Genomic DNA, 25,055 nt, shown 5'->3' on the forward strand with positions numbered 1-25,055 from the left:
GCTCAACCGTGCCGCACGGTGTGTGTGCCGCCCACGGGCAGGACGTGCACGCGGTCGCGCGGCCAGCCCCGGCGCAGCCACTCGGCATCCAGGCGGACGGGCGGCTCGTCCAAGGGCTCGTCCGTGAGCTTGAACGTGCCCCAGTGCATGGCGAAGAAGGCCATCGCGCCCAGGTCCTCGAAGGCCTGCACCGCCTCCTCCGGGTTCATGTGCTGCAGCCGCATGAACCACGCGGGGTCGTAGGCGCCAATGGGCAGGAGCGCCGCGTCCAGCTTGGGGAAGCGCGCACCAATCTCCTTGAAGCCCTGGAAGTAGGCGGTGTCGCCGGAGTGGTAGACGCGCGCGCTGGAGCCCTCCACCACGAAGCCGCCCCAGAGCATCTGGTTGGCGTCGTTGAGGCCGCGGCGGCTCCAGTGCTGGGACGGCACGTAGTGCACGCGCACGGGCCCCACCTGCGTGGACTCCCACCAGTCCAGCTCGTGGAAGGGCAGCCCCTGGCCCTGGAACACCGGCGCGTGGCCCAGGCCGGTGACGATGCGGGCGCCCACCTGCTTGAGCGTGGGCAGGTCCAGGTGGTCGTAGTGGTTGTGGGTCACCAGGCTCGCGTCGATGCGCGGCAGCTTCTCCACGGGCACGCCGGGCGGCACGTTGCGGCGGATGATGACGTTGATGGCGTCGCGCAGCACCGGGTCGATGAGCAGCGACACGCCATCCAACTGCACCAGCCAGCTCGCGTGGCCCAGCCATGTCAGGCGGGCGCCCTCGCCCGGGGCGGGCGGGGTGGCGAGCACCGCCAGGTCCGGCTCCACGTGCGGCACGACCGCGCGCGCGGGCGCGCTGCGGCGCTTGCCCGCGAGCTTGTCCGTGACGGCCCACTTGAAGACGCGGGTGAAGGCCTGCGGTCCGCTGCCATCCAGGTTCTTGAAGCGCATCGCCATGAGTGGCTCCCGGCAACGGGTGTCTCCCAAAGGATGGGCCCTCGCCGCCTCGGGCGAGTCATGCTCGGCCGGAGGGGAGGGGCGCAAGGGGAATGCGGCTTGGGACCGCCTGGGAGGACAGGCGCCGTATAAGAGGGCTTCCCATGGGACCTGTCTCCGGCACCACGACCCGCAGGGTGTTGCTCGCGTTCGGCGCGCTGGTGGCGCTGTTCGCGGCGGCGTCGGGCTATGCGCTCGGCCGGCTGGCGGACATCCATGAGGGCACGCGCGCGCTGCGCGAGGTGGGCGGCCGCGCGCGGGAGGCGCGGGAGTTGGCCACGGCGGTGAGGGACCAGTACGCGCACCTGGCGCACACCATCATCCTGGGCAACGACAGCCACCGGCGCTTCCACACGGAGGCCCGCGCCCGCGTGGAGGAATTGACGCGGCGGCTCGCGGAGCAGGCGCGCGACGCGGACGAGCGCGCGGCGGTGGCGGACATCCAGGCGTCGGGCGACGCGCTGGACAAGCTCTACCGGGACACCTTGCTGCCCGCGGTGATGGCGAAGGACGCGGCCGCGGTGGAGGCGGCGCATGGGCGCGCGCTGGAGTGGGTGTCGCGCATCCAGGCGCGGGTGGACGCGCTGACGGCGGACTCGGACGCGTCCATGGACGCCTTCGAGGCGCAGGTGGGCGCGGTGGAGCGCGACAGCTTCCGCTGGGCGCTGCTGCTCCTGGGCGGGGCCACGCTGTTCGCGGCCGGGGTGGGCGTGTACATCGGCAACGCGGTGGCGCGGCTCGTCCAGCACGAGAAGCTGGCGGGCATTGGCCGGCTGGCGGCGGGCGTGGCGCATGAAATCAACAACCCGCTGGGCGTCATCCTCGGCTACGTGCGGCTGTTGCAGCGGCGGGCGGAGGGCCCGCTCGCGGAGGACCTGCGCGTGGTGGAGGAGGAGGCGGTGCGCTGCCAGGACATCGTGGAGGGGCTGCTGGACCTGGCGCGTCCGGGCCGCGGGCCCCGGGAGCCGGTGGCGCTGCGCGACGCGTGCGAGGAGGTCGTCTTGCGCCTGCGTGAGGCCACGCGCCTGGGCACCGTGACGGTGGACGTGCACGGCGAGGGCACCGCGTGGGCGCAGGCGCCCCGGCTGCGGCAGGTGCTGCTCAACCTGGTGAAGAACGCGGCGGAGGCCGCGGGCGAGGGAGGACGGGTGGAGGTTCGCATCGCGGTGGACGCGGACGGGAGCGCTCGCGTGGCGGTATCGGACTCGGGGCCCGGGGTGACGCCCGAGGCGCGGGCCCGGCTGTTCGAGCCCTTCTTCACCACGAAGCCCTCCGGCACGGGGCTGGGGCTCGCGGTGAGCCAGGCCATCGCGGAGGCGCACGGCGGCCGCATCGACGTGGACAGCGGGGCCCTGGGTGGCGCGCGCTTCACGCTGTCGCTGCCCGCGCCGTCACGTGAACAGGAGGCGGCGGCATGAGCGGCGCGAAGCCCTCGGTCCTGGTCGTGGACGACAAGGAGAACATGCTCAAGCTGTTCGCGCGCATCCTCGGGGACGCGTACGCGGTGACGACCGCTCCCGACGGCGTGCAGGCGCTGGCCCTGCTCTCCGCGCGCACGTTCGACGTGGTGGTCACGGACATCCAGATGCCGGGCGCGGACGGCTTCACGGTGCTGCGCGAGGTGAAGCGGCGCGCGCCGGAGACGGAGGTCATCCTCGTCACCGCCTACGCGAGCATCCCCAAGGCCGTGGAGGCCATCAAGGAAGGCGCGTACGACTATCTGTCCAAGCCCTTCGACCCGGACGAGGTGGCCCTGGTGGTCGCCCGCGCCCTGGAGCGCCAGCGCCAGCGTCGCGACGCACAGGGACTCGCTGACCGCGTGGCGCGCATGCCGGACTTCCACGGCCTGCGCGGCACCAGCCCCGCGCTCCAGAAGACGCACGCGCTGCTCGCGCAGGTGGCGGCGCGCGACCTCACCGTGGTGCTCACCGGCGAGACGGGCACCGGCAAGGAGCTGGCTGCCCGCGCGCTGCACCGCGAGAGCCCGCGCCGCGACAAGCCCTTCGTCGCGGTGAACTGCGGCGCGCTGCCGGCGGAGCTGGTGGAGAGCGAGCTCTTCGGCCACGCGAAGGGCGCCTTCACCGGCGCGACCGGCGCGAAGGCTGGCCTCTTCGAGGAGGCCCACGGCGGCACGCTCTTCCTGGATGAGGTGGGCGACCTGCCGCTGCCCGTGCAGGTGAAGCTCAACCGCGCGCTCCAGGAGAAGGAGATCCGCCGCGTGGGCACCACCACGCCGGTGACGGTGGACGTGCGCGTGGTGGCGGCGACGCACCGGGACCTGGCGCAGGAGGTGGCCCGGGGGCGCTTCCGCGAGGACCTCTACTACCGGCTGGAGGGCGTGACGGTGCGGATGCCCGCCCTGCGCGAGCGGCGCGAGGACATCCCGCTGCTCGCCATGCACTTCCTCGCGGGCGCGAACCGGCCGGAGCTGGAAGGCTTCACGCCCCAGGCACTCCAGGCGCTCACCGCCGCGCCGTGGCCCGGCAACGTGCGGCAACTGCAGAACGCGGTGGCGCGCGCGGCGGCGGTGGCGGCGGGCCCCCGCATCACGCCGGAGGACCTGCCGCCCGAGCTCACCGCGGCCCGTGCCTCCGCGGCCCCGGGGCCGCTGCCAGCGGAGGCACTGGCGAAGCAGCCCTACCGCGAGGCGGTGGACCGCGTGCGCGACGCCGTGTCGCGCGACTACCTCACCGCGCTGATGCAGGAGTTCTCCGGCAACGTCACCCACGCGGCCGAGCGCGCGGGCATGGAGCGCGAGAGCCTGCACCGCCTGCTCAAGCGCTACGGCGTCCGCACGGAGGACTTCAAGCGCGGCGACTGAAGGCCCCTAGCGGGGCTGGTGCTCCGCGAGGACCTTGTCCAGCGCCTCCGCCTGCGCGCGGACGTCCGCGTCGGTGTCCTTCGCGGCCTTGGCGACGTGCGTGCGGGCCTTGGCGGCCTCCGTCTTCGCCAGGGCCATGGCCATACACAGGTTCGCCTTGGGATGGTCGGGAGCCGCGTCCAGCGCGGGCTTGAGGACGGCCGCGGCCTGGGCATCCTCCTGCTTCTCCAGGTGGTACATGGCCAGGGCACAGGCCGGCTCCACCGCCGAGGGCTGCTGCTTCAGCGCCTCCTGCAGGAGCTCCGTGGCGAAGCCGCGCTGGTTGTGCCCGTCCATGGCGAAGGCCATGGCGGTGAGCTCCTCCACGCTGGCGTCCCCCTGCTTCTTCGCCTGCTCCACCAGACGCTGCGCGTTCTCGAAGTTGCCGGCGCGCAGTTCCTTGATTCCTTCGGAATACGGGTAGCTCTTCACAGTGTCTCCCAGTGCACCACGCGGTGCGTTGCACGCATTCTGCGCGACTTTGGTCGGGGGGCCGCAACTTTGGGACGGCGGTTTCCGAAAAATCGAGAAGACTTCTCCCCCAGGCCCCCCATGATCATCCGCAACTCGCCCGTCCGCCAGCCGCAGACCTCCGGTACGGAATCCACCGCCGCGCGTCCCGCCGCCCCCGCCGCGCGCAACGTGGTGAAGGACTCCTTCTCCTCCGGTACCACCGCCGCCCAGCGCACGGGCGCCATCGGCAAGGCGCCCCCGGGCGACCACGGCCAGCTGATGAGCGAGTACCTCACCGGCAAGCGCCCGCCCCCGGCGGACTTCGAGCAGGTGATGGGCTACAAGCCCTACGCCATCCAGACGCCGCACGGCCAGCGCATGCAGGATCCGCTCGGCTACGCCTCCGTCCCCGGCAAGATTGGCCCGGACAAGGAGTTCGACCCGGCGGCCAAGACGCACGACTACGGCTACGACCTGCTGCGTTACTACGACCGCAAGGGCACGCCGCTGAAGCCCGAGGCCCGCAAGGCCGCGGACGCGCAGTTCCGCCAGGACATGTTCGACTACGCCAACGACCAGAAGGGCACGATGGCGAAGTTCAAGTACCGTGCGTGGGCGCAGATCTACGCCACCGCGGTGGAGCTGAACTCGCGCGTGCAGGGCTACGGCCCTCCGTAGTCATCCAGGAGCCGCATGGAAGCTGAAGGGCCAGACGCAGGACTGCCCCCGGACCGCGAGGACGTGGTGGCGGCCCTCCTGGCCCATCAGCGCCGCTTCCTCGCCTTCGTGGAGCGGCGGGTGGGCAGCCGGGCCGTCGCGGAGGACCTCTTCCAGACGGCCTTCGCCCGCACCCTGGAGAAGGGCGGGGCGCTGAAGGACGGCGAGAGCGCGGTGGCGTGGTTCTACCGCCTCTTGCGCAACGCGCTCGTGGACCACCACCGCCGGCAGGCCGCGGAAGGACGCGCGCTGGAGGTGGAGGCGCGCGACGCGGACTCCGCCACCGAGGACCCGGAGCTGAAGGGCGCCGTGTGCGCGTGCCTCGGGGACCTGCTGCCCACGCTCAAGCCGGAGTACGCCCAGCTCGTGCGCCAGGTGGACCTGGAGGGGCGGGCGGTGCCGGACGTGGCGCGCGAGGTGGGCATCACCCCCAACAACGCGGGCGTGCGGCTGCACCGTGCGCGGCTCGCGCTCAAGCGTTCGCTGGAGCGCGGCTGCGGCGCGTGCGCGGCGCACGGCTGCCTGGACTGTTCCTGCAAGCCGCGCCGCTGAAGGCGGCCTCGCTCACGGGCAGGCCGCCGCGTCGTCGTTCCTCTCGATGATCAACCCCCACGGCTGGCCCTGGAACACGCTCGCCGCGAGCGCGGTGGCCCGGCACGTGGGCAGCCTCGCGTTGTCCAGGACGCCGAAGCTCTCCGCCACGCGCACCAGGTCCGTCAGGCCGAAGTCCGTGAGCGCCGCGTTGCCCTGGAGGTTGAGGTAGTCCACCTCGCGCAGGCGCGCCAGGTCGCCCAGGTTCGTCATCGCCGGGTTCCCCAGCACGTCCAGGGTGGTCAGCCGGGTCAGCCGCTGGAAGCCCTCCAGGGACGTCAGCGCCGTGTTGCCCACCAGGGCCACCGTCGTCACGCCGCGCAGGACCGGCAGGTGGTGCACGCGCTGGAGCTTCTCGTTGTACTTCACGGAGAAGGTGTCGGTGACCTGGAGCAGCAGGGGCATGTCCCCCACGCTCAAGAGCTCCTTGTTGCCCTGGATGTGGATGCGGCCCGCGTAGGCGAGCTTCTCCAGCCCCGCCGTGTCCGTCAGCCGCGGGTTGCCGGTGATGAACAGCGCACCCACGGAGGTGAGCTGGGCCAGCGGATCCAGCGTCTCCAGCATCGGGTTGTCCTGCAGCTCCAGGGAGCCCCCCACCTCCGTCAGGTGATTCAGGCCGGAGGGGGCGCCCAGGGCGGCGTTGCCCGAAAGGCGCACGTTCCCGTGGACCCGGGTCAGGTTGAAGAAGGGCGACCGGTCCAGCCGGAGGTGGTCCTCGATGATGAGCGACCCGTGGAGCTCGGTGACGTAGGGAAGCAGGCCCGGCTCCACCAGCGCGTTGTTCGCGCGCAGGGAGATGCTGTCGCCGGGCTGCACCGCCGCCAGCCCCGCCAGCGTGGGGAGCATGGGGTTGTCCTCCACCAGGAGGCTGCGCTCGACCCGCAGCATGGTGTCCGGCGCCGTGCCCAGCGTGAGCGCGTCCAGCCGGGCGTTGGAGATCACCGCCGCGGTGCCGCCCACGAAGCGCAGGGCGGGCATGGACAGCCGGCGCAGGCTGGCGTTGCCCCGCACGGTGAGGCTGCCCTCGATGATCGCCAGCGAAGGGAGGGACGCGTCGGTGAGCGTGGGCGCGGAGATGACCAGCTCGCCCCGCAGGTGGGTGACGCCCTCGAGCGCGACCAGGTCCATGGGGCCCGTCACCGCGAAGTCCCCGTCGTGCACGCGCGTGGCCTGGCACACGTACACGGCCGCCGAGGCGCCGTTGCGGTCCGGCTCGCCGTCGTGGTCCAGGTCCTGGAACGCTTCCACGCGCGTGCCACCGCGTGCGCAGTTCGGTCCCGCGGGCTCGGCCTGATGGCGGAGCTTCAGGTCGGTCAGTTCCAGGCCACAGAAATAGTGGGTGGCTTCGACCTCGGACATCGCGAGCGCCTTGTCGCCGTCCAGGTCCGGGCCCGCCTCCAGGGCCGTGCCGCCGCTGTCGTCGCCGTCGCACGGCGCGGTGAAGGCGGCCAGCGAGCGCAGGCGCAACGCGACGGGGGCTGGCTCGTCGCAGGCGTACACCTCCCGGGCGATCTCCTCGTCCTCCAGCAGCCCGTTGCCATTGGCGTCATGGCCGGCGTGCGACACCTGTCCGCCCAGGGGGCAGCGCGCGCCCGGGCTCACCGGCCGCGTGCGCAGCAGCACGTTGGTCACGGACGTGGCGCAGACGTATTCGGTGTGGGTGATCTCCACGTCCTCGAGCTGCCCGTTGAAGTCGCGGTCCAGGCCGGACAGCACCACCTGTCCCCCCAGCGCGCAGTTCGCGCCGTGGGGCTCGGCCTGGGTGCGGGTGCGGACCTTGGGGATGGGGTCGTCGCAGACGTAGTCGGTGGCGGTGACCTCCTCGTCGTCCAACGTCCCGTCGCGGTTGCGGTCCAGGCCGGACTCCACCGCGTCCCCGCCGAACTCGCAGTTCACGCCGGAAGGCTCCGGGCGCACCCGCGTCTTCGCGTCGCGCTGGGTGATGTCCGACAGGTCGATGGCGTCACAGCCGCCGGCGAGGAGGGCCAGCATCGCCCCCCAGGTCACCCACACGCGTCGCATTCGATGCCTTCTCTGGTCGGACCCCGACCTTGCTTCCCTGGCCATACGGAGCGAGCGGATTTTCCTGGCCGTTTCACGTCGGATCCACCCCGGACGGACGCGCAAGCCCCTGGAACTCCAGGCCGCCGGCGCCGCGTCCTACCGGAAAAGACCCCGCCGGGACAAACCCCCTGGCCCGCCTGGTGCCCTGCCTCCCAGTGGGGGGAGCGCGGACGGCGCGGCTCCGGGAGGCGGATGACACATGTGTAAGAGCGCGCCGGGTGCCGCGTTGGCCCGGGGAAAGGAGGCTTCTCCATGACGCATCACCATCCGCATTCCCCTGTGTCGCCTTCACCCCGGCCGCCCCCCGTGGGCGCGGAAGGGCCCGCCATCGACCCCGTGTGCGGCATGGAGGTGGACCCGCGCGCGCCCCGGGGTGGGAGCTGGGAGCACGAGGGCCACACCTGGTTCTTCTGCAACCCGAAGTGCCGCCAGCGCTTCCAGGAGGACCCCGCGCGGTACCTCCGGCCCCAGACGCCGCCACCGCCCGCCGCGCCCGGCGCCGTGTACGTGTGCCCCATGGATCCGGAGGTACGGCAGGACGCGCCAGGGCCGTGCCCGAAGTGCGGCATGGCGCTGGAGCCCGAGGCGCCGCCCGTCCTCCAGACGCGCGTCGAATACACCTGCCCCATGCACCCGGAGGTGGTGAGCGACGGGCCCGGCACCTGCCCCAAGTGCGGCATGGCGCTGGAGCCGCGCACGGTGACGGTGGAGGAGCCGCCGGATCCGGAGCTGCGTTCGATGACGCGCAGGTTCTGGGTGGGGCTGGTGCTGAGCGCGCCGCTGATGCTGCTGGGCATGTCGGACATGCTGCCGGTGCCGCATGGGCTGTCGGCCTCGGCGCTCATCTGGGCGCAGCTCGCGCTGGCGACGCCGGTGGTGCTGTGGGTGGGGGCGCCGTTCTTCCAGCGGGGCTGGGCGTCGGTGAAGAACCGGCACCTGAACATGTTCACGCTCATCGCGCTGGGCGCGGGCGCGGCGTACGCCTTCAGCGTGGGCGTCACGCTGTTCCCGCACCTGCTGCCGGAAGGCGCGCGCACGGGGCACGGCGGCACCGTGCCCGTGTACTACGAAGCCGCGGCCATCATCCTCACGCTGGTGGCGCTGGGGCAGGTGCTGGAGCTGCGCGCCCGCCACGCGACGTCCGGTGCGCTGCGGGCCCTGCTGTCATTGGCCCCCGCCACCGCGAGGCGCATCTCGGACGAGGGCCACGAGGAGGACGTGCCGCTGTCCCAGGTGCACACCGGGTGGCGCCTGCGCGTGCGCCCCGGTGAGAAGGTGCCAGTGGACGGCGAGGTGCTGGAGGGCGCGAGCGCGGTGGATGAGTCGCTCGTCACCGGAGAGCCCGTGCCGGTGGAGAAGGGGCCGGGCGCGAAGGTGACGGGCGGAACGGTGAACGGCACGGGCACGCTCGTGATGCGCGCGGAGCGCGTGGGACAGGACACGCTCCTGTCGCGCATCGTCCAGCGCGTGGCCGAAGCGCAGCGCACGCGCGCGCCCATCCAGCGGCTGGCGGACCGGGTGGCCGGCATCTTCGTGCCCGCAGTCATCGCGGTGGCGGTGGTGACGGCGGTGGTCTGGGGCGTGTGGGGACCGGAGCCGAGGCTCGCGCACGCGCTGGTGAATGCCGTCGCGGTGCTCATCATCGCCTGCCCGTGCGCGCTGGGCCTGGCCACGCCCATGTCCGTGATGGTGGGGACGGGGCAGGGCGCACGCATGGGCGTGCTCATCCGTGACGCGGCGGCGCTGGAGCGGATGGCCGCGGTGGACACGCTGGTGGTGGACAAGACGGGCACGCTGACCGAGGGCAAGCCGCGACTGGTGACGGTGGAGCCCGCGCCGGGCGTGGACGCCTCCGCGCTGCTGCGTCAGGCCGCGAGCCTGGAGCGAGGCAGCGAGCACCCGCTGGCCGCCGCCGTGGTCGCGGGCGCGAAGGAGCGAGGCGTGTCCCCCGGGGGCGTGGAGGACTTCCAGTCCGTGACGGGGCAGGGCGTCCGGGGCCGCGTGGATGGACGCGAGGTCGCGCTGGGCAACGCGGCGCTGATGCGGAGCCTGGGCGTGGAGGTGGAGGCGCTGACGGAGCGCGCGGAGGCGCTGCGCCAGGAGGGCCAGACGGTGGTGCTGGTGTCGGTGGACGGCCGGGCGGCGGGGCTCCTGGGCGTGGAGGATCCGCTGAAGCCGTCCACGCCGGAGGCCCTGGCGAGGCTGCGCGAGGAAGGCCTGCGCGTGGTGATGCTCACCGGAGACAGCCCGACGACAGCGCACGCGGTGGCGCGCAGGTTGGGCATCACGGAGGTCATCGCGGGCGTGCAGCCGGACGCGAAGGGCGACGCGGTGAAGGCCTTGCAGGCCCAGGGGCGCGTGGTGGCGATGGCGGGCGACGGCGTGAACGACGCACCGGCGCTGGCACGGGCGGACGTGGGCATCGCCATGGGGACGGGCACGGACATCGCGATGGAGAGCGCGGGCGTGACGCTGGTGAAGGGCGACCTGCGAGGCATCGCGCGGGCGCGCGGGTTGAGCCAGGCCGTGCTGCGCAACATCCGGCAGAACCTCTTCTTCGCCTTCGTCTACAACCTGCTGGGAGTGCCGCTGGCGGCGGGCGTGCTGTACCCCGTCCTCGGGTTGCTGCTGAGCCCGCTGTTCGCGAGCGCGGCGATGAGCCTCTCGTCGGTGTCCGTCATCGGCAACGCCCTGCGGCTGCGGCGGCTGAAGCTCCAGGCCGGAAGCAGCCGTCCAACCGGCCGAGCGAAGCGGGATGGTGGCGTCCTCGCGCGTGCCCACCGTGAGGCCTGAAAGGAACCCCACCATGGCCAACGCCGAAGTGAAGCGAAGCGACGATGCGATGCGGGAGTGCATCGACAACTGCACGGCCTGTCACCGCGTCTGCCTGGAGACCCTGGCGGAGTGTCTGAAGTGGGAAGGCAGGCGCGCCGAGCCGGGGCACCTCCGGCTGCTGATGGACTGCGCGGACATCTGCGAGACGAGCGCGCGCTTCATGCTGCGCGGCTCGGACCTGCACTCGCGCACCTGCTTCGCCTGCGCGGAGGTGTGCGCCGCCTGCGCGACCGCCTGCGAGGAGACAGGCAGCGAGGGGCCGATGAAGGCCTGCGCGGAGGCGTGCCGCCGCTGTGAGGAGTCCTGCCGCGGGATGAGCGGCGGGGTGATGCCCCAGCCCCTCAACCCGGAGGCCGCTCAACGCTTCGCCGACCTGCCCGCCTGAAGGGGGCGTGCACGGAGGCCCGGGCCCATTAGACTGGGCGCATGAACGCCCGCGAGGAGGGGCGCACCCCAGGTGCGTCCCCCAGTCACATCTCCGTCGTCCGGCTTCCGCACTCCTGGTTCATCCTCTGCACGTCCAGTGAGCTGGGGAGCAAGCCGCTCGCCCGCACGCTGCAGGGCACGCCCCTGGTGCTCTTCCGGGGCGAGGGCGGCAAGCCCGGGGCCCTGATGGACCGCTGCCCGCACCGCAACGTCCCCCTGTCGCTGGGGCGCGTGACGAACGGACAGTTGGAGTGCGGCTACCACGGGTGGCGCTTCGACACCGGAGGCCAGTGCCGGCTCATCCCCGGCCTGGTGGGCGAGCCCGAGGCCCGCTCCCGCTGCGCCGCGTCCTACGCGACGCGCGAGCAGGACGGCTTCGTCTGGGTCTACTCCACGCCCGGCGTGGAGCCCACGTCGGAGCCCTTCCGCTTCCCGCTGCTGGACGCGGCGGACTACACCACCGTGCGCCGGGTGCTGCGCGCGCCCGGGTCGCTGCACGCGGTGCTGGAGAACACGCTGGACGTGCCGCACACGGCCTTCCTCCACGGCGGCCTGTTCCGCACCGCGGAGAAGAAGAACGAAATCGACGTGGTGGTGCGCAGGAGCGCGGACCGCGTGGAGGCGGAGTACCTGGGCGAGCCCGCGCCCAAGGGGCTCGTGGGGCGGCTGCTCGCGCCGGGCGGCGGGGTGGTGCAGCACTTCGACCGCTTCCTGATGCCGTCCATCGCGCAGGTGGAGTACCGCATCGGGGAGAAGAGCCACATCGTGGTCAACTCCGCCATGACGCCGGTGAGTGACTGGGACACGCTCGTGTACGCGGTGGTGACGGTGAAGCTGCCCGTGCCGCGCTGGCTGCTCAAGGCCGCGGTGCCCTTCGTGCTGCCCGTGGGCCTGCACATCTTCGGGCAGGACGCGCGCATCCTGGAGCGGCAGACGGACTCCATCCGCCGCTTCGGCACGGAGGCCTACGCCTCCACCGAAATCGACGTCCTGGGGCCCAGCATCCTGCGCCTGATGCGCGCCCAGGAGCGCGAGCGCACCGCGCCGCCTCCGGACACGGTGCACGAGACGCGCGTGCGCATGCGCACGTAGCGGCCTTCAGACCGCCTTCGGTGTGGGGGCGGCCGCGGGCCGGGGCTGCACGAGCTCCGTGGAGAAGTAGCGCTCCATGCGGTCCGGGAACACCGTCACCACCTGGGCCTGCGGGCCCAGCCGCTTCGCCGCCTCCACCGCTGCCGCGTAGTTGAGGCCGGAGGACGGGCCCACCGGGAAGCCCCGGCGGATGAGCGCCCGCGCGGTGCGCATGGCCAGGTCATCCGACACGTCCAGCTCCACGCGGCCCGGCATGTCCGCCTCGCGGTACAGCCGCGACAATCCGTCCACCACGCCCGGCACGCGCGCGCTGAAGCTGCAACACTCGATGTCGCAGCCCAGCCCGGCGATGGGCCTCGCCACGAAGGGCGTCACCGGACAGCCCGCCTCCGCGAACGCCTGGTAGAGCCCCACGATGGTGCCGCCCGTGCCCACGCCGCTCACCACGCCGTGCACCAGCCCGCCCGGCACCTGCGCCAGGATCTCCTGCCCCGTCCACACGCGGTGGGCCTCCGCGTTGTCCGGGTTCTCGAACTGGCGGGGCGCGAAGCCGCCGCGCTCCTTCGCCAGCGCCTCCGCCCGCGCGATGGCGCCTCGGATGCCCTCCGAGCGCGGTACCAGCTCCACCTCGCCGCCGTAGGCGCGGATGGCGATGAGCCGCTCCTCCGTCACGCCCTCCGGCATCACCGCCGTGAAGCGGCAGCCCATCTGCGCGCTCGCCAGCGCCATGGCGATGCTGGTGGAGCCGCTGGACGCCTCCACCACGTCGCCGCCGGGGGAGAGCTCCCCCAGCCGCCACGCCTTCTCCAGCATGTACCGGGCGATGCGGTCCTTGGTGGACCCACTGGGGTTGAGGAACTCCAGTTTGCACCAGATGGTCGGACCTTCCGGGTCCAGCCGCACGGGCACGAGCGGCGTGGGCCCCACGGCCTGGAGGAAGCGGCCATCAGCGGGAAGCGGGCGGCAGGGAGGGCGCATGGGTCATCCCTATCGCGAAACGCGCTGGCAGGGGAGCCACCCTGTCGTCCAGCGAGCGGTGACGGCCGCCCGTTCCCCTGGCTGTTCCGACAGAGAAGACATTTTCCCACGTGCGACACTTGGCGCGCCCGGTGGTAGCCATTACGAAGAAGGGCCTCGGTTCCATCCGCCTGCATGCCTTCCGCACCCATCATCCTCAACGTCAACGACGACCTGGCCAGCCGCTACGTCACGTCGCGAGTGCTGTCCCTGTCGGGCTTCCAGGTGCTGGAGGCGGGCACCGGCGGCGAGACGCTGGCGCTCGCGGACGAGCATACGGACCTGGTCATCCTGGATGTCCGCCTGCCGGACATGAGCGGCCTGGAGGTGTGCCGGCGCCTGAAGGCCTCTCCGCGCACGCGCAACGCGCTGGTGCTGCACCTGTCCGCGCAGGCAGTGGGGCCGGCGGACCGGGCGCAGGGCCTGGAGCACGGCGCGGATGCGTACCTGGTGGCGCCGGTGGATCCGGAGGAGCTGGTGGCCCAGGTGCACGCGCTCCTGCGCCTGCGCCGCGCCGAGCGCGAGGTGCGCGTCCTCTCCGACCAGGTGCAGCAGCAGCGCCGCCTGCTGGAGCTGGCCATGTCCTCGGCGGCGGACCCCATCGCGCTCTATGACGGCGACGGGACGCTCATCTTCGCCAACCAGGCGGTGGCCGCGTCGCGCGGCTCGCACCACGTGCACGTGCCGGGCAGGAACATGGACGCGCTGCGCGCGATGGACCCCCAACTGGAGTCCTTCGCGCAGTCGCTGGACGCGGCGCGGCGCACGGGCCAGGTGCAGCGCGGCCGCGTCACCCTGTCCTCGGACCAGGGCCCGCGGCACTTCGAGTACACGATGTCCCCGGCCACCGGGCCCACGGGCGCGGTGGAGGCCGTCATCGCCACCGGGCAGGACGTCACGGAGGCGCGCAACGCGGAGGACTTCCGCGAGCAGTTCATTGGCATCCTGGGCCACGACCTGCGCAACCCGCTCAACGCGCTGTCCATGTCCGCGCAGCAGCTCCAGCGCCAGGGCGAGCTGTCCGACCGCCAGCGCGTCTTCACCGAGCGCATCCTCACCAGCGCCGAGCGCATGGAGCGGATGATCCGCCAGTTGCTGGACTTCGCCAGGGCTCGGCTGGGCGCGGGGCTGCCGGTGGTGCGCTCGCGCTGCGACCTGTTCGACGTGGTGCGCGGCGCGGTGGAGGAAGCGCGCGCCAGCCACCCCCAGCGCGAGGTGATGCTGGACGTGCAGGGGGACGGGCGCGGCGCATGGGACGCGGACCGGCTGGAGCAGGTGGTGGGTAACCTGGTGTCCAACGCGCTCAAGTTCAGCCCGCAGGACTCCCCCGTGCGCGTGAGCGCGGAGGGGCTGAATGGGGAGGCCGTGCTGCGGGTGCACAACCTGGGCGCGCCCATTCCGGCGGACCAGCTGCCGCACCTCTTCGCCGCGTGGCGCCGCGCTGGCCGCAGCGACCGGGAGCGCGGCGCGACCGGAGGGCTGGGCCTGGGGCTCTACATCACCGGTCAGATCGTCCGCTCCCACGGCGGCACCGTGCAGGTGGTCTCCACCGAGGCGCAGGGGACGACCTTCACGGTGCGTCTGCCGCGAGGCTGAAAAACCTACGGGTTTGACGACTCGTGGACGGATGCATTGCGTCCACCCTTCCGGATGCGCAGGGGCGACTCCACCCTGGGGGCATGGTCCCATCCGAAAAGCAAATCTTCGCCCAGAGCGTGGAAGCCCTCTTCGTGCGTGCGTTGGGGCCATACCTGACGCGTGACGGGCGCCAGAAGCTGAAGGCCGCGGGCCTGAACCTCTCGGAGCCCCTGCGCCCCCACTACTCGCTGGACCAGTGGCGCGTCTTCCTGGACGTGGCCGCGCGGGACGTCTTCCCCGGCCAGCCGCTGGAAACCGCCTACCTGGAGCTGGGCGCCCGCTACCTGAAGGGCTTCCAGCAGACGTCCGTGGGGCGGGCGAGCATGCAGCTCGTCACTCACCTGGGCCCGCGGAAGACGCTGGAGCGCGTGCCGTACAACCTGCGCGCGGGCAACAACTTCAATGAGGTCCGGGTGGAGGAGCTGACCCAGCAGGACGCCACCCTGTGGGTGAAGGACGTGCTGGCGGACAACCCCTTCTTCGCCTGCGGCTTCCTGGCGGAGACGCTGCGCGCGTCGGGCGCGGGCTCCCCGGAGGTGAAGCCCATCGCCTTCGACGGGACGGCGGCGACGTACCGGCTGACGTGGTCGCAGGCGAAGTCGCAGCGGCCCGCGGGCACCCTGGCGCCGGTGCGCCGGCTCTACGGGTAGCGCACGGGCGCGGGCGGATCATCCGGCGGCAGGGGGATGAACTCCGTCTCGGTGGGCACGGGCGCGAAGCGGCCCTCCTTCCAGTCCGCCTTGGCGGCCTCCAGGCGGTCCTTGGAGGACGACACGAAGTTCCAGAAGAGGTAGCGCGGGCCGTCCATGGGCTCGCCGCCCAGGAGCATCATCCGCGCGGAGGACTCCGCGTTGAGGATGATCTCACTGCCCGGCTTGAACACGAGCAGCTCGCCGGGCTGGAAGCGCGTGCCCTCCACCTCCACGGTGCCCTCGACGAGGTAGAGGCCGCGCTCCTCGTATTCGGTGGAGAGCTTCAGGCGGGAGCCCGCCTCCATCTTCGCGTCCGCGTAGAAGAGGTCGGAGTGGGCGCGCACGGGGGACTTGCCGCCGTGCACCTGGCCCGCGATGACGGTCAGGTGGATGCCCTCGCCGTCGATGACGGGGAGCGTGTCGGCGGGGTGGTGGACGAAGGCGGGGGCGACCTCTTCATGCTTCTTGGGGAGGGCGATCCAGGCCTGGATGCCGAAGAGGCGGCCACCGGCGGCGCGCGTGTCCGGGGCGGTGCGCTCCGAGTGGGCGATGCCCTGGCCGGCGGTCATCCAGTTCACGGCGCCGGGGCGGATGGGCTGCACGAAGCCCAGCGAGTCACGGTGGAGGATTTCACCTTGGAAGAGATAGGTGACGGTGGACAGGCCGATGTGCGGATGGGGACGCACGTCCAGGCCGCGGCCCGGGTCGAAGTCCGCGGGGCCCATCTGGTCCAGGAAGATGAAGGGGCCGACCATGCGGCGGCGCGCGGAGGGCAGGGCGCGCCGGACGTGGAAGCCATCGCCCAGGTCGCGCACGCGCGGGACGATGAGCGTCTCCAGGGAGGGCGGGGGCTCACGGCCCTGCAGGTCTTCTTCCCAGCTCATGGTGCAGCTCCTTTTCAAGGCGCTCAGTGTGCCTCGGTTCCGGCGGGAGCGCGCGGCTCACTTTCCGCGGAATGAGGGGCGCCGTTGGGTGCTTGTACGGGCCAGAATGGGAGCCGTGACATGCGACCCACCCTGAAGGCCTGGCGTGTGTTTCCCACCGTGCTGGGAGCACTGCTACTCGCCGTGTCCGCGAGCGCCGCGGAGCCCACGCCGAAGCGGGCGTTGCTGATCGTCTCGAAGACCACCCACACCCTGGCCATCGTGGACCCTGCGAGCCTGAAGGTCCTGGGGCGCGTACCGGTGGGCGAGGATCCGCACGAGGTGGTCGCGTCCCCGGACGGGAGGACGGCCTACGTGTCGAACACGGGGTTCGGCCGTCTTCACGAACTGAACGTCATCGACCTGGTGGGGCAGAAGGCGCTGCCGAACGTGGACACGGCGCCGCTGATGGGGCCGCACGGGCTTGCGTACGTGGGCGGCAAGGTGTGGTTCACGGCGCAGGGGTCGAAGGCGGTGGGGCGGTATGATCCGGCGGCGGTGCGCATCGACTGGAGCATGGGCACGGGCCAGAACCGCACCCACATGCTGCACGTCGCGCCGGACGAGAAGACGCTCTACACGACGAACGTGGACTCCGGGACGGTGAGCATCCTGGAGAACGTGCTCGTCCAGCCGACGGTGCCGCCCACGGGAGTGCTGCCGCCCACGGCGAAGGCGCAGATGGATTGGGTCCAGACGCTGGTGCCGGTGGCGGAGCTCTCCGAGGGCTTCGACGTCTCACCGGACGGCAAGGAGCTGTGGTCCGCGAGTCCGACGGGAGCGCTGTCGGTCGTGGACCTGACGGCGAAGAAGGTGAAGGCCACGGTCGACGCGAAGCTCCCGGGCGCGCACCGGCTGGAGTTCACCCCGGATGGCAAGCGGGTGCTGGCCGTGAGCGTGCGCACCGGTGAGCTGGCGGTCTTCGACACCGCCACGCGCAAGGAGGTGAAGCGGATGAGGATTGGGAGAGGCGCGGCGATGTTGATGGACGCGGAAGGCAACCGCGCGTTCGTGTCGTGCACCCCGGACAACGACGTCGCCGTCATCGACCTCAAGACGCTGGAGGTGACCGGCCACATCGACGTCGGAGGGCGGCCAGACGGCCTGGCCTTCGCGGTCCGGCGCTGAGCTTCAAGCGGCCACGTTGGACGGTGGTGCGAGGGTCCGCCGGGTCATGTCCACCAGCACGCCGATGATCCGCTGCTCCCGCGCGTCGTTGGCGTGAGCCTCACCCCATAGCGTCAGCCGCCGCACCTCGCCTCGCGCGCCCAGCACGCGGAAGTCGAGCGCCAGCTTCTCCGGAGTCCGCGTGCAGGAGGCCAACCGGAGGGCCACGCTCATCCGGTCCTCCGGGTGCAGCCGTGACAGCAACGCCGCCAGCGGCTCCTCGGCGGGCAGGGTGGAGTGGCCCAGGAGCTCCGCCGCGCCGGGGCCTCAGCGCAGGCGCCCCTCTGGCATCCGCAGGTCGAACAGCGTCACGGACGCGGCGCGGAGGGCCTGCTGGAGCCACGCCTCGTTCTGGTGCAGGGCCTCCTCCATCCGCTTGCGCTCGGTGATGTCGCGGCTGATGCCGAAGAGGCCGAACACCCGGCCCTGCTCGTCCCGCAGCACGCCCTTGGTGGACTGCCACACGCGGCCCGGCTGGCCGGACTGCGCCTCCTCGTAGGTGAGCGTCCTGCGGAAGGCCATGACCTCCCGGTCATGGGCCACGCTGGCGCGGGCCTCGGCGGGCCACAGCTCCGCGTCGGTGCGGCCCACCACCTCCTCCACCGTGCGGCCCATGAGCTGCGCGCCCGCGGCGTTGATGCGCGTGTACTGGCCCTCCAGGTTCTTCGTGTAGATGGCGTCGGGAGAGCCCTGCATCACCGCCTGGAACAAGGCGCTCGCGTGCTGGGGGGACTCGTGTTCGTGACCCGTGTTCGCCGCCACGCGCGGCTCTCCAGGCTGTTCGGCCAACCAGACATACAGCCGTCCCTCCCGGGCGCGCGCGGCCCGGACGCGCAGCGCGCGCATCCCGGATCCCGTGTCCCAGTGGATCCACTGTTCCGAGCGCAGCCCCGTGGCGAGCGTCATCCCCCACGCCGCGCGCAGGCCGCTCCAGGACCGCCGTGTGGCGAGGAACGGCGCATCCTCCAGGCCGTCCCCCAGCAACGCCTGCGCGGCGGGGTTGGCGTATTCGCAGAGGAAGTCATCGGGCGCTTCCGGCCCACCGCCTTCCGGCCTCAGGACGAGGAATCCATCGGGGTTGAGCGCTTCAGTCGCGAAGTTCGACGCCGAGGAGGAGGACATGCCGGGGGCCTGGAGCAGCGCTGGAGATGGGCGGTACATCAGGGATCATCTGGAGACATGTTGCGCGCAGGCGGTGCGGCTGGCGCCGTCCCCCGGGTCGCACGCGCTGTCGCCCACGAGACGCATCGTCCGGCGTTGGCTCAGAGGTATTGGTATTGGAGGAGCTCCCGCACGCGGGCGTCTGACTGGAGCCAGGGCGCGGGGATCTCCTCCATGTGGGTGATGCGGCTTCGGGATTGCCGCTCTTCCCAGACCAGTTGCAGCGTCTTCCATTGTCCTTCGACCAGGAAGTCGTACTCCCAGGTCTCGGTCCAGAGGGTATCTCCGTCGACCTTTTGTGATTGCTTGAAGACGCAGTCCGGATTGCCCATCTGCAGGAGGACGTCCTGGGCCCGCATGTTCTGCTTCAGTGCACGGGCCCGCTCACGCCGGTCCGGAACGGACTCGGGCACGGATCCGCGGACGCCGAGGAACCGGTAGGGCGCGAGCCCTCGAGGCTCCGCCCCGAGCAGCCGCATCGAGTGCTGGACGATGGGGCGAAAGCGCTGAGCCTCCAAGGTCGCCCCCGGAAAAGCAGTGCTCGACGTGCCGAACCCGAACAGGTCCACCGACTCCCATTGCTGGAGCATGGGCAAGCACGCCTGGATCCGGTGCACACCGACCAGATGGATGGCGGCGATTGCGCGGCGGCCTTTGGCAGCAGGCGGTGCTGTGTCGCACCGGAGGCCGTGAAGAACGCCCGGACCTCGTCCAGGTGCTCCGTCAGCTCTGACAGCAGGGCGGAGGCCTCCTGCTTCTCGGTGGCATCCATGGCGTGAACAGGTGCCTCCTGCTCCGGGATGAGTGCCGCATGGGGCAGGTCGAGCACCAGCCGCTGCCCCCAGCGCGTCCGCCAGACGAAGAAGTCCGTGCCCTCGTCGTGGAAGAAGTAGGGCCATGAAGCGCCGGACCAGAAGAGTCCCGCGGTCGTCCAGGTGAGGAGCTGTGGCCGCCAGATGAGGCCAGCTCCTTTGGCCTCCGTGGTCGGCCCCAGGATCCGCACTCGGAGCACCTCCTGGCCAGAAGGTGAGATGGCAATCACCTCCGGATCGAACCCGTGGGTCCGAAGCACGGACCAGCCCCCATCCGAGACCATCACTTCGGCTGGCGAGTTCTCCCGGCGCGTCTGTTGCCGCTCCCAGACGACGCGTGGCTCGACGCTGCCTGGAACGTGTTCGAGCAAGCGGTACTGGAACGAGTCCTGAAAGGCGGGACGCCCGAAGGGCAACTTCCTGGCGGACGGAGGCCGTCCCTCCTGGGGAGAAGCCGTCGCGTTGTCGGGCGAAAGGGCCGTGAGCACGAACCGCCCGCCAGGCGATGTCTCGCGGAGGTCATCGTAGAAGAGGGTGGTCACGGAGCGATGCTACCGCGCCGCGTTTCAGCTCCGGGACCCGGCAGGTGAGCACTCAGGGCCTCCGACATCCGCCGACCCGGGCGGTCGGAGAGGGCACCCGGCGTCCGTTGACGCCGCGCTGTACCTGTGTTCAGGCTGGCCCTCTGGGAGCCCGCCATGTCCCCTCAAATCGCCCTCGCCTTCTCGTCGGAGTCCGCGGCCCATCCGGCGCTCGCCGCCTTCCATCCGGTGGTGCGGCGCTGGTTCGCTTCACGCCTGGGCGAACCCACCCGGCCGCAGATTGAAGGCTGGCCGCTCATCCACGGCGGCCATGACGTGCTCATCGCCGCGCCCACGGGCAGCGGCAAGACGCTCACCGCGTTCCTCGCCGCGCTGGACTCGCTGTTCCGTCTGGCGCTCGATGGCACGCTGCCCGACCACACGCGCGTCCTCTACGTGTCGCCCCTGAAGGCCCTGGGCAACGACGTGCAGAAGAACCTCCTCCAGCCGCTGGAGGAGCTGATGACCCTGGCGCGCGAGGAGGGCTACGAGCCCCAGCACCTGCGCGTGCAGGTGCGCACCGGCGACACGCCCGCGGGCGAGCGCGCCCAGATGGTGCGCCGCCCACCGCACATCCTCATCACCACGCCCGAGTCCCTCTACCTCTACCTCACCGCCGAGCGCGCCCGCGCCACCCTGCGCCACGTGCGCACGGTCATCGTGGACGAGATCCACGCGCTCGCCCGCGACAAGCGCGGCAGCCACTTCGCGCTGTCCATGGAGCGCCTCAAGGCCCTCACCGACGTGCGCCCCCAGTTGCTGGGCCTGTCCGCCACGCAGAAGCCGCTGGACGCCATCGCCGGCTTCCTCACCGGCGCGTCCCTCACCGAGTGCAAGCGCGTGGAGGTCGGCCACCAGCGCCCGTGGGACCTCAAGGTCGAGATCCCGGACGCGGAGCTGTCCTCCATCGCGAGCCACGAGATGTGGGGACAGGTCTACGACCGGCTCATCCAGCTCTCCAGCGAGCACCGCACCACGCTCATCTTCGTCAACACGCGCAAGATGTCCGAGCGCGTGGCGCACGACCTGGGCGAACGCCTGGGCCAGCAGTGGGTGGCCGCGCACCACGGCAGCATGTCCCGCGAGATGCGCCTGTCCGCCGAGGAGCGCCTCAAGGCCGGCCAGCTGCGCGTGATGGTCGCCACCGCGTCGCTGGAGCTGGGCATCGACGTGGGCAACGTGGACCTGGTCGTGCAACTGGGCACCACCAAGGCCATCTCCGTGCTGCTCCAGCGCGTGGGCCGCGCGGGCCACCACAAGGCGGGCATCTCCAAGGGCATCCTCTTCGCGATGACGCGCGACGAGTTGGTGGAGTGCGTCGCGCTCCTCAACGCCGTGCGCGAGGGAGACCTGGACGCGGTCCGCATCCCCAAGAAGCCGCTGGACGTGCTGGCGCAACAGATTGTCGCCGCGTGCGCGTGCGAGGAGTGGGACGAGCGCGCCCTCTTCAGCATCTTCCAGCGCGCGTACCCGTACCAGGACCTCACCTGGGAGGAGTACCAGCAGGTGCTGGAGATGCTGTCGGAAGGCGTCTCCGAGCGCCGGGACCGGGGCAGCATCCACCTGCACCGCGACCGGGTGAACCAGCGGCTCAAGGGGCGCCGGGGCGTGCGCATCACCGCGCTCACCAACGGCGGCGCCATCCCGGACACGTTCAACTTCAGCGTCACCGCGCAGCCGGAAGGCAAGGTGGTGGGCACGCTGGACGAGGACTTCGCGGTGGAGTCCTCGCCGGGGGACATCTTCCTCCTGGGCAGCACCGCGTGGCGCATCCAGCGCGTCGTGGGCAGCACGGTGATGGTGGAGGACGCGAGGGGCGCGCCGCCCAACGTGCCCTTCTGGCGCGGCGAGGCGCCGGGCCGCACGGACGAGCTGAGCCTCCAGGTGGGCCGGCTGCGCGAGGAGCTGCTGCGCCACGATGATCCGGCGGGCTTCCTGGAGAAGCTCCTGCGCGTGCCGCCGCCCGCGGTGGACGCGCTCCTGGGCTACCTGCGGCTGGGCAAGAAGATGCTGGGCGACGTGGTGCCCAGCCACACGCAGATTGTCGCCGAGCGCTTCTTCGACGAAGCGGGCGGCATGCAGCTCATCATCCACGCGCCCTTCGGCAGCCGCATCAACCGCGCGTGGGGCATGGCGCTGCGCAAGCGCTTCTGCCGCTCGTTCGATTTCGAGCTCCAGGCGGCGGCCACGGAGGACGGCATCCTCCTGAGCCTGGGGGAGCAGCACTCGTTCCCGCTGGCGGACATCTTCGACTTCCTGCACCCGGACAACGTGGAGGAGGTGCTGGTGCAGGCCATCCTCCAGGCGCCCATCTTCGGCACGCGCTTCCGGTGGGTGGCGTCGCGGGCGCTGACGCTGCACCGGATGATGGGCGGCAAGCGCGTGGCGCCGAACCTCCAGCGCGCGCGCAGCGAGGACCTGCTGGCGGCGGTGTTCCCCGCGCAGGTGGGCTGCCAGGACAACCACGGCGGCGGGGACGTGGAGCTGCCGGACCATCCGCTGGTGAAGCAGACGATGGACGACTGTCTGCGCGAGGCGATGGACATCGACGGGCTGCGCGAGGTGCTCCGGCGCATGAAGGACGGGCGCATCCAACTGGTCGCGCGAGACGTCCCGGAGCCGAGCGTCTTCGCGCACGCGCTCATCAACAGCCAGCCCTACACCTTCCTGGACGACGCGCCGGCCGAGGAGCGCCGCGTGCGCAACGTGGCCCTGCGCCGCGCGATGCCCGCGGAGGACGCGGCGGCGTTCGGAGCGCTGGACGCGAACGCCATCCGGCAGGTGGTGGAGGACGCCGCGCAGCCGATGCGCGACGAGGACGAGCTGCACGACGCGCTGTTGCAGTTGGTGCTGGTGCGAGCGTCGGAGGTGCCGCGAGGCCTGGAGGCAGGCCTGTTCAAGCAGGGGCGCGTGGCCTGGCTGGAGCGGCAGGGCGGGCGGTTCCTGGTGTCGGCGGAGCGGGGCAACGCGGTGCGCGCGCTCTTCCCGGACGCCGTGACGCAGCCGGTGCTGCCGGTGCTGGAGTACGACCGGCCGGTGGAGCGCGACGCGGCGGTGCTCCAGGTGGTGCGCGGGCGGATGGAGCTGGTGGGGCCCACCACGGTGACGGAGCTGGCGCGGCTGACGCTGTTGGACCCGGACGACATCAACCTGGCGCTGCACAACCTGGAGAGCCAGGGCAGCGTGCTGCGAGGCCAGTTCCGCGCGCAGGAAGATGTGCCGGTGCCGCGGGACGCGGACGCAAGCCCGGTGCTGGAGTGGTGCGACCGGCGCCTGCTCCAGCGCATCCACCGGCTGACGGTGGGGCGGCTGCGCCGCGAGATTGAACCGCTCAGCCCCCAGGACTTCATGCGCTTCCTCTTCCGGTGGCACCACCTGGAGGACGTGGACGCGCTGCGGGGCAGCACGGGATTGCTCAAGGCGGTGCGGCTGCTGCAGGGGTACGAGGCGCCAGCGTCCGCGTGGGAGCGCTTCCTGTTGCCCGCGCGCATGCGGGGCTACACGCCGGACCTGATGGAGCGCGCGTGCTACGCGGGCGAGGTGGCGTGGGGGCGCGTGACGCTGAAGGACCCGCCGAAGCCCGCGGGCCCGCGCCGGGGCGCGCCGGTGTTGGAGGCGCCGGAGCCGGTGGTGGCGAAGCGGTCCTCACCGACGCGCAACGCGCCGTTGACGTTCACGGTGCGCGAGGACCTGGAGTGGATGCTCGCGGCGGCGCGTCCGCACGCGGTGCTGGCGGACGGGGGCGTGTGGACGCCGCCGGACCTGAGCGCGGCGGCGAAGGACGTGGTGGGCGTGCTGGAGCGTCGCGGTGCGTGCTTCTTCCAGGACCTGGTGACGCGAGCGAGGCGGCTGCCGGCGGAGGTGGAGGACGCGCTGTGGGAGCTGGTGGCGAAGGGGCTGGTGACGGCGGACGCGGTGCAGAACCTGCGCATCCTGCAGAGCCCGGCGCACCGCAAGCGGCAGAAGCTGCTCAACCGGGGCGGCCCGGGCCGCTGGAGCCTCCTGGCGCCGTCGGAGCCGAAGTCGCAGGAAGAGGTGACGGAGTCGCTGGCGAAGCTGTTCCTCCAGCGCTACGGCATCGTCTGGCGAGACCTGGTGATGCGCGAGTCATTGGCGCCCACGTGGCGCGAGCTGCTGTTCGTCTACCGGCGCATGGAGGCGCGAGGCGAGCTGCGAGGCGGCCGTTTCGTCTCGGGCTTCGTGGGTGAGCAGTTCGCGCTGCCAGAAGCGGTGGACATGGCGCGAGCAGTGCGGCGCGCGGCTCCGTCCGGCGTGCGCATCCAGCTGTCCGGAGTGGATCCGCTGAACCTCACGGGCGTGGTGACACCGGGCCCGCGCGTGGCCGCGCTGCCAAACAACGTCGTCACCTACGTGGACGGCATTCCGCAGGGCGTGGACGCAGTGGAGGACGCGCCGGAGACCGAGGACGCGGAAGTCGATGGAGCGCTCGCGCAGGTGAACTGACCTGCGCAGGACAGAGTGCCGTCGCGGCTTGAAGATGGTTGGGACGCAAGGGTGGAGTGACGCCCATGAGCCCTGGCATTCGACCTGGACCCTGGCCGCGAGTCGGGGGCTTCTCATTGCGATGGTGCTGGTCGTTTCCGCCTGCGGACATGCTCAGCGTCCCGCGCGGAAGATCTACGTCGTCTCGGAGGATACGCGCGCCGTGGGCACAGCGGAGGGGCCCGGCACAGGCGGCTCCGGGGCGGAGGCCTACTGCAACGAGTTGCAGAAGCAGTGCTTCCAGAAGTGCTGGAGGCGGAAACCTCCCGTCACCAGCATCCCGAAGAATTCGGCAATGCACCATGAGTACTGCACGAAGGCATGCCGAGAGGCGTTCATGAAGTGCGTCGAGGAACAGGAGGCTCTGGAGCGGCAGGATGCCAAGCGGGAGCTGCATTTTCCCAACATGGACGCAGCGCTGAAATGGTTGAGGGAGCACAAGTCCGAAGTGGCTTTGGGAGCCATCGTCATTGTCGCGGGCGTCGCATTCACGCTCGCTGTGGCACCCGCGGGTCTACTTGTACTGAGCCCTATCTGAGTGAAAGG

Annotated in this window: 21 protein-coding genes; 12 read left to right on the forward strand and 9 right to left on the reverse strand. The window is 71.5% G+C overall.

Annotation, left to right across the window (positions count from 1 at the left end; genetic code table 11):
• Window positions 1-2: 2 nt before the first annotated feature.
• Window positions 3-938, reverse strand: coding sequence for an MBL fold metallo-hydrolase (locus ACX114_RS04670; RefSeq protein ID WP_459295132.1), 936 nt, complete (start codon window positions 936-938; stop codon window positions 3-5).
• 143 nt (window positions 939-1,081) lie between these two features.
• On the opposite strand from ACX114_RS04670, the gene ACX114_RS04675 reads away from it, so the two are divergent.
• Together ACX114_RS04675 and ACX114_RS04680 are read left to right on the forward strand one after the other, a co-directional pair.
• Window positions 1,082-2,395, forward strand: coding sequence for a two-component system sensor histidine kinase NtrB (locus ACX114_RS04675; RefSeq protein ID WP_459295134.1), 1,314 nt, complete (start codon window positions 1,082-1,084; stop codon window positions 2,393-2,395).
• The gene (locus ACX114_RS04680; protein WP_459295136.1) at window positions 2,392-3,798 is read left to right on the forward strand and encodes a sigma-54-dependent transcriptional regulator; all 1,407 of its coding nucleotides are present in this window, start codon (window positions 2,392-2,394) and stop codon (window positions 3,796-3,798) included. The genes ACX114_RS04675 and ACX114_RS04680 overlap by 4 nt, the downstream gene beginning before the upstream one ends.
• Before the next feature lie 6 nt (window positions 3,799-3,804).
• On the opposite strand, the gene ACX114_RS04685 is transcribed toward ACX114_RS04680, so the two are convergent.
• Window positions 3,805-4,269, reverse strand: coding sequence for a tetratricopeptide repeat protein (locus tag ACX114_RS04685; protein ID WP_459295138.1), 465 nt, complete (start codon window positions 4,267-4,269; stop codon window positions 3,805-3,807).
• Window positions 4,270-4,389: 120 nt separating this feature from the next.
• On the opposite strand from ACX114_RS04685, the gene ACX114_RS04690 reads away from it, so the two are divergent.
• Together ACX114_RS04690 and ACX114_RS04695 are read left to right on the forward strand one after the other, a co-directional pair.
• Window positions 4,390-4,968: a hypothetical protein gene (locus ACX114_RS04690; RefSeq protein WP_459295140.1), complete on the forward strand. Its 579-nt coding sequence runs from the start codon at window positions 4,390-4,392 to the stop codon at window positions 4,966-4,968.
• Window positions 4,969-4,983: 15 nt separating this feature from the next.
• Entirely contained in the window at window positions 4,984-5,559 is a 576-nt protein-coding gene (locus ACX114_RS04695; protein ID WP_459295142.1) for an RNA polymerase sigma factor, read from the forward strand.
• A 12-nt stretch (window positions 5,560-5,571) separates the two neighbouring features.
• Here the strand turns inward: ACX114_RS04695 and ACX114_RS04700 are convergent, their stop codons facing one another.
• The gene (locus ACX114_RS04700; RefSeq protein WP_459295144.1) at window positions 5,572-7,620 is read right to left on the reverse strand and encodes a DUF7151 family protein; all 2,049 of its coding nucleotides are present in this window, start codon (window positions 7,618-7,620) and stop codon (window positions 5,572-5,574) included.
• Window positions 7,621-7,914: 294 nt separating this feature from the next.
• Between ACX114_RS04700 and ACX114_RS04705 the strand changes: the two genes are divergently transcribed.
• From ACX114_RS04705 to ACX114_RS04715, 3 genes are read left to right on the forward strand one after another with little or no spacing between them, the layout of a single operon-like run.
• Entirely contained in the window at window positions 7,915-10,455 is a 2,541-nt protein-coding gene (locus ACX114_RS04705) for a heavy metal translocating P-type ATPase (protein ID WP_459295146.1), read from the forward strand.
• Window positions 10,456-10,468: 13 nt separating this feature from the next.
• Entirely contained in the window at window positions 10,469-10,882 is a 414-nt protein-coding gene (locus tag ACX114_RS04710) for a four-helix bundle copper-binding protein (RefSeq protein ID WP_459295148.1), read from the forward strand.
• Window positions 10,883-10,923: 41 nt separating this feature from the next.
• Entirely contained in the window at window positions 10,924-12,015 is a 1,092-nt protein-coding gene (locus ACX114_RS04715) for a Rieske 2Fe-2S domain-containing protein (protein WP_459295150.1), read from the forward strand.
• A gap of 6 nt (window positions 12,016-12,021) precedes the next feature.
• Here ACX114_RS04715 and ACX114_RS04720 read toward each other — a convergent pair whose 3' ends face one another.
• The gene (locus ACX114_RS04720) at window positions 12,022-12,993 is read right to left on the reverse strand and encodes a PLP-dependent cysteine synthase family protein (protein WP_459295152.1); all 972 of its coding nucleotides are present in this window, start codon (window positions 12,991-12,993) and stop codon (window positions 12,022-12,024) included.
• A gap of 174 nt (window positions 12,994-13,167) precedes the next feature.
• Between ACX114_RS04720 and ACX114_RS04725 the strand changes: the two genes are divergently transcribed.
• A complete protein-coding gene (locus ACX114_RS04725) occupies window positions 13,168-14,628 on the forward strand; it encodes a sensor histidine kinase (RefSeq protein ID WP_459295154.1) in 1,461 nt (486 codons plus the stop codon).
• Between the two features lie 83 nt (window positions 14,629-14,711).
• Window positions 14,712-15,320: a DUF2378 family protein gene (locus ACX114_RS04730; RefSeq protein ID WP_459295156.1), complete on the forward strand. Its 609-nt coding sequence runs from the start codon at window positions 14,712-14,714 to the stop codon at window positions 15,318-15,320.
• On the opposite strand, the gene ACX114_RS04735 is transcribed toward ACX114_RS04730, so the two are convergent.
• Entirely contained in the window at window positions 15,311-16,246 is a 936-nt protein-coding gene (locus ACX114_RS04735; protein ID WP_459295157.1) for a pirin family protein, read from the reverse strand. The genes ACX114_RS04730 and ACX114_RS04735 overlap by 10 nt on opposite strands.
• A gap of 120 nt (window positions 16,247-16,366) precedes the next feature.
• Here ACX114_RS04735 and ACX114_RS04740 point away from each other — a divergent pair, with 120 nt between their 5' ends.
• A complete protein-coding gene (locus ACX114_RS04740; protein WP_459295159.1) occupies window positions 16,367-17,413 on the forward strand; it encodes a beta-propeller fold lactonase family protein in 1,047 nt (348 codons plus the stop codon).
• A gap of 3 nt (window positions 17,414-17,416) precedes the next feature.
• Here the strand turns inward: ACX114_RS04740 and ACX114_RS04745 are convergent, their stop codons facing one another.
• From ACX114_RS04745 to ACX114_RS04755, 3 genes are all read right to left on the reverse strand, one after another.
• Window positions 17,417-17,698, reverse strand: a complete 282-nt coding sequence (locus tag ACX114_RS04745) for a PAS domain-containing protein (RefSeq protein ID WP_459300061.1) — start codon at window positions 17,696-17,698, stop codon at window positions 17,417-17,419.
• 21 nt (window positions 17,699-17,719) lie between these two features.
• Window positions 17,720-18,613: a PAS domain-containing protein gene (locus ACX114_RS04750; protein WP_459295161.1), complete on the reverse strand. Its 894-nt coding sequence runs from the start codon at window positions 18,611-18,613 to the stop codon at window positions 17,720-17,722.
• 101 nt (window positions 18,614-18,714) lie between these two features.
• Entirely contained in the window at window positions 18,715-19,203 is a 489-nt protein-coding gene (locus ACX114_RS04755; protein ID WP_459295163.1) for a hypothetical protein, read from the reverse strand.
• Between the two features lie 920 nt (window positions 19,204-20,123).
• On the opposite strand from ACX114_RS04755, the gene ACX114_RS04760 reads away from it, so the two are divergent.
• Complete coding sequence (locus ACX114_RS04760) at window positions 20,124-24,470, forward strand: DEAD/DEAH box helicase (protein ID WP_459295165.1); 4,347 nt, start codon at window positions 20,124-20,126, stop codon at window positions 24,468-24,470.
• A gap of 249 nt (window positions 24,471-24,719) precedes the next feature.
• On the opposite strand, the gene ACX114_RS04765 is transcribed toward ACX114_RS04760, so the two are convergent.
• Window positions 24,720-24,848, reverse strand: a complete 129-nt coding sequence (locus ACX114_RS04765; protein ID WP_459295167.1) for a hypothetical protein — start codon at window positions 24,846-24,848, stop codon at window positions 24,720-24,722.
• Between ACX114_RS04765 and ACX114_RS04770 the strand changes: the two genes are divergently transcribed.
• Window positions 24,847-25,047, forward strand: a complete 201-nt coding sequence (locus tag ACX114_RS04770) for a hypothetical protein (protein WP_459295169.1) — start codon at window positions 24,847-24,849, stop codon at window positions 25,045-25,047. The genes ACX114_RS04765 and ACX114_RS04770 overlap by 2 nt on opposite strands.
• Window positions 25,048-25,055 lie beyond the last annotated feature (8 nt).

It is taken from the genome of Corallococcus sp. M7, from assembly GCF_054512695.1.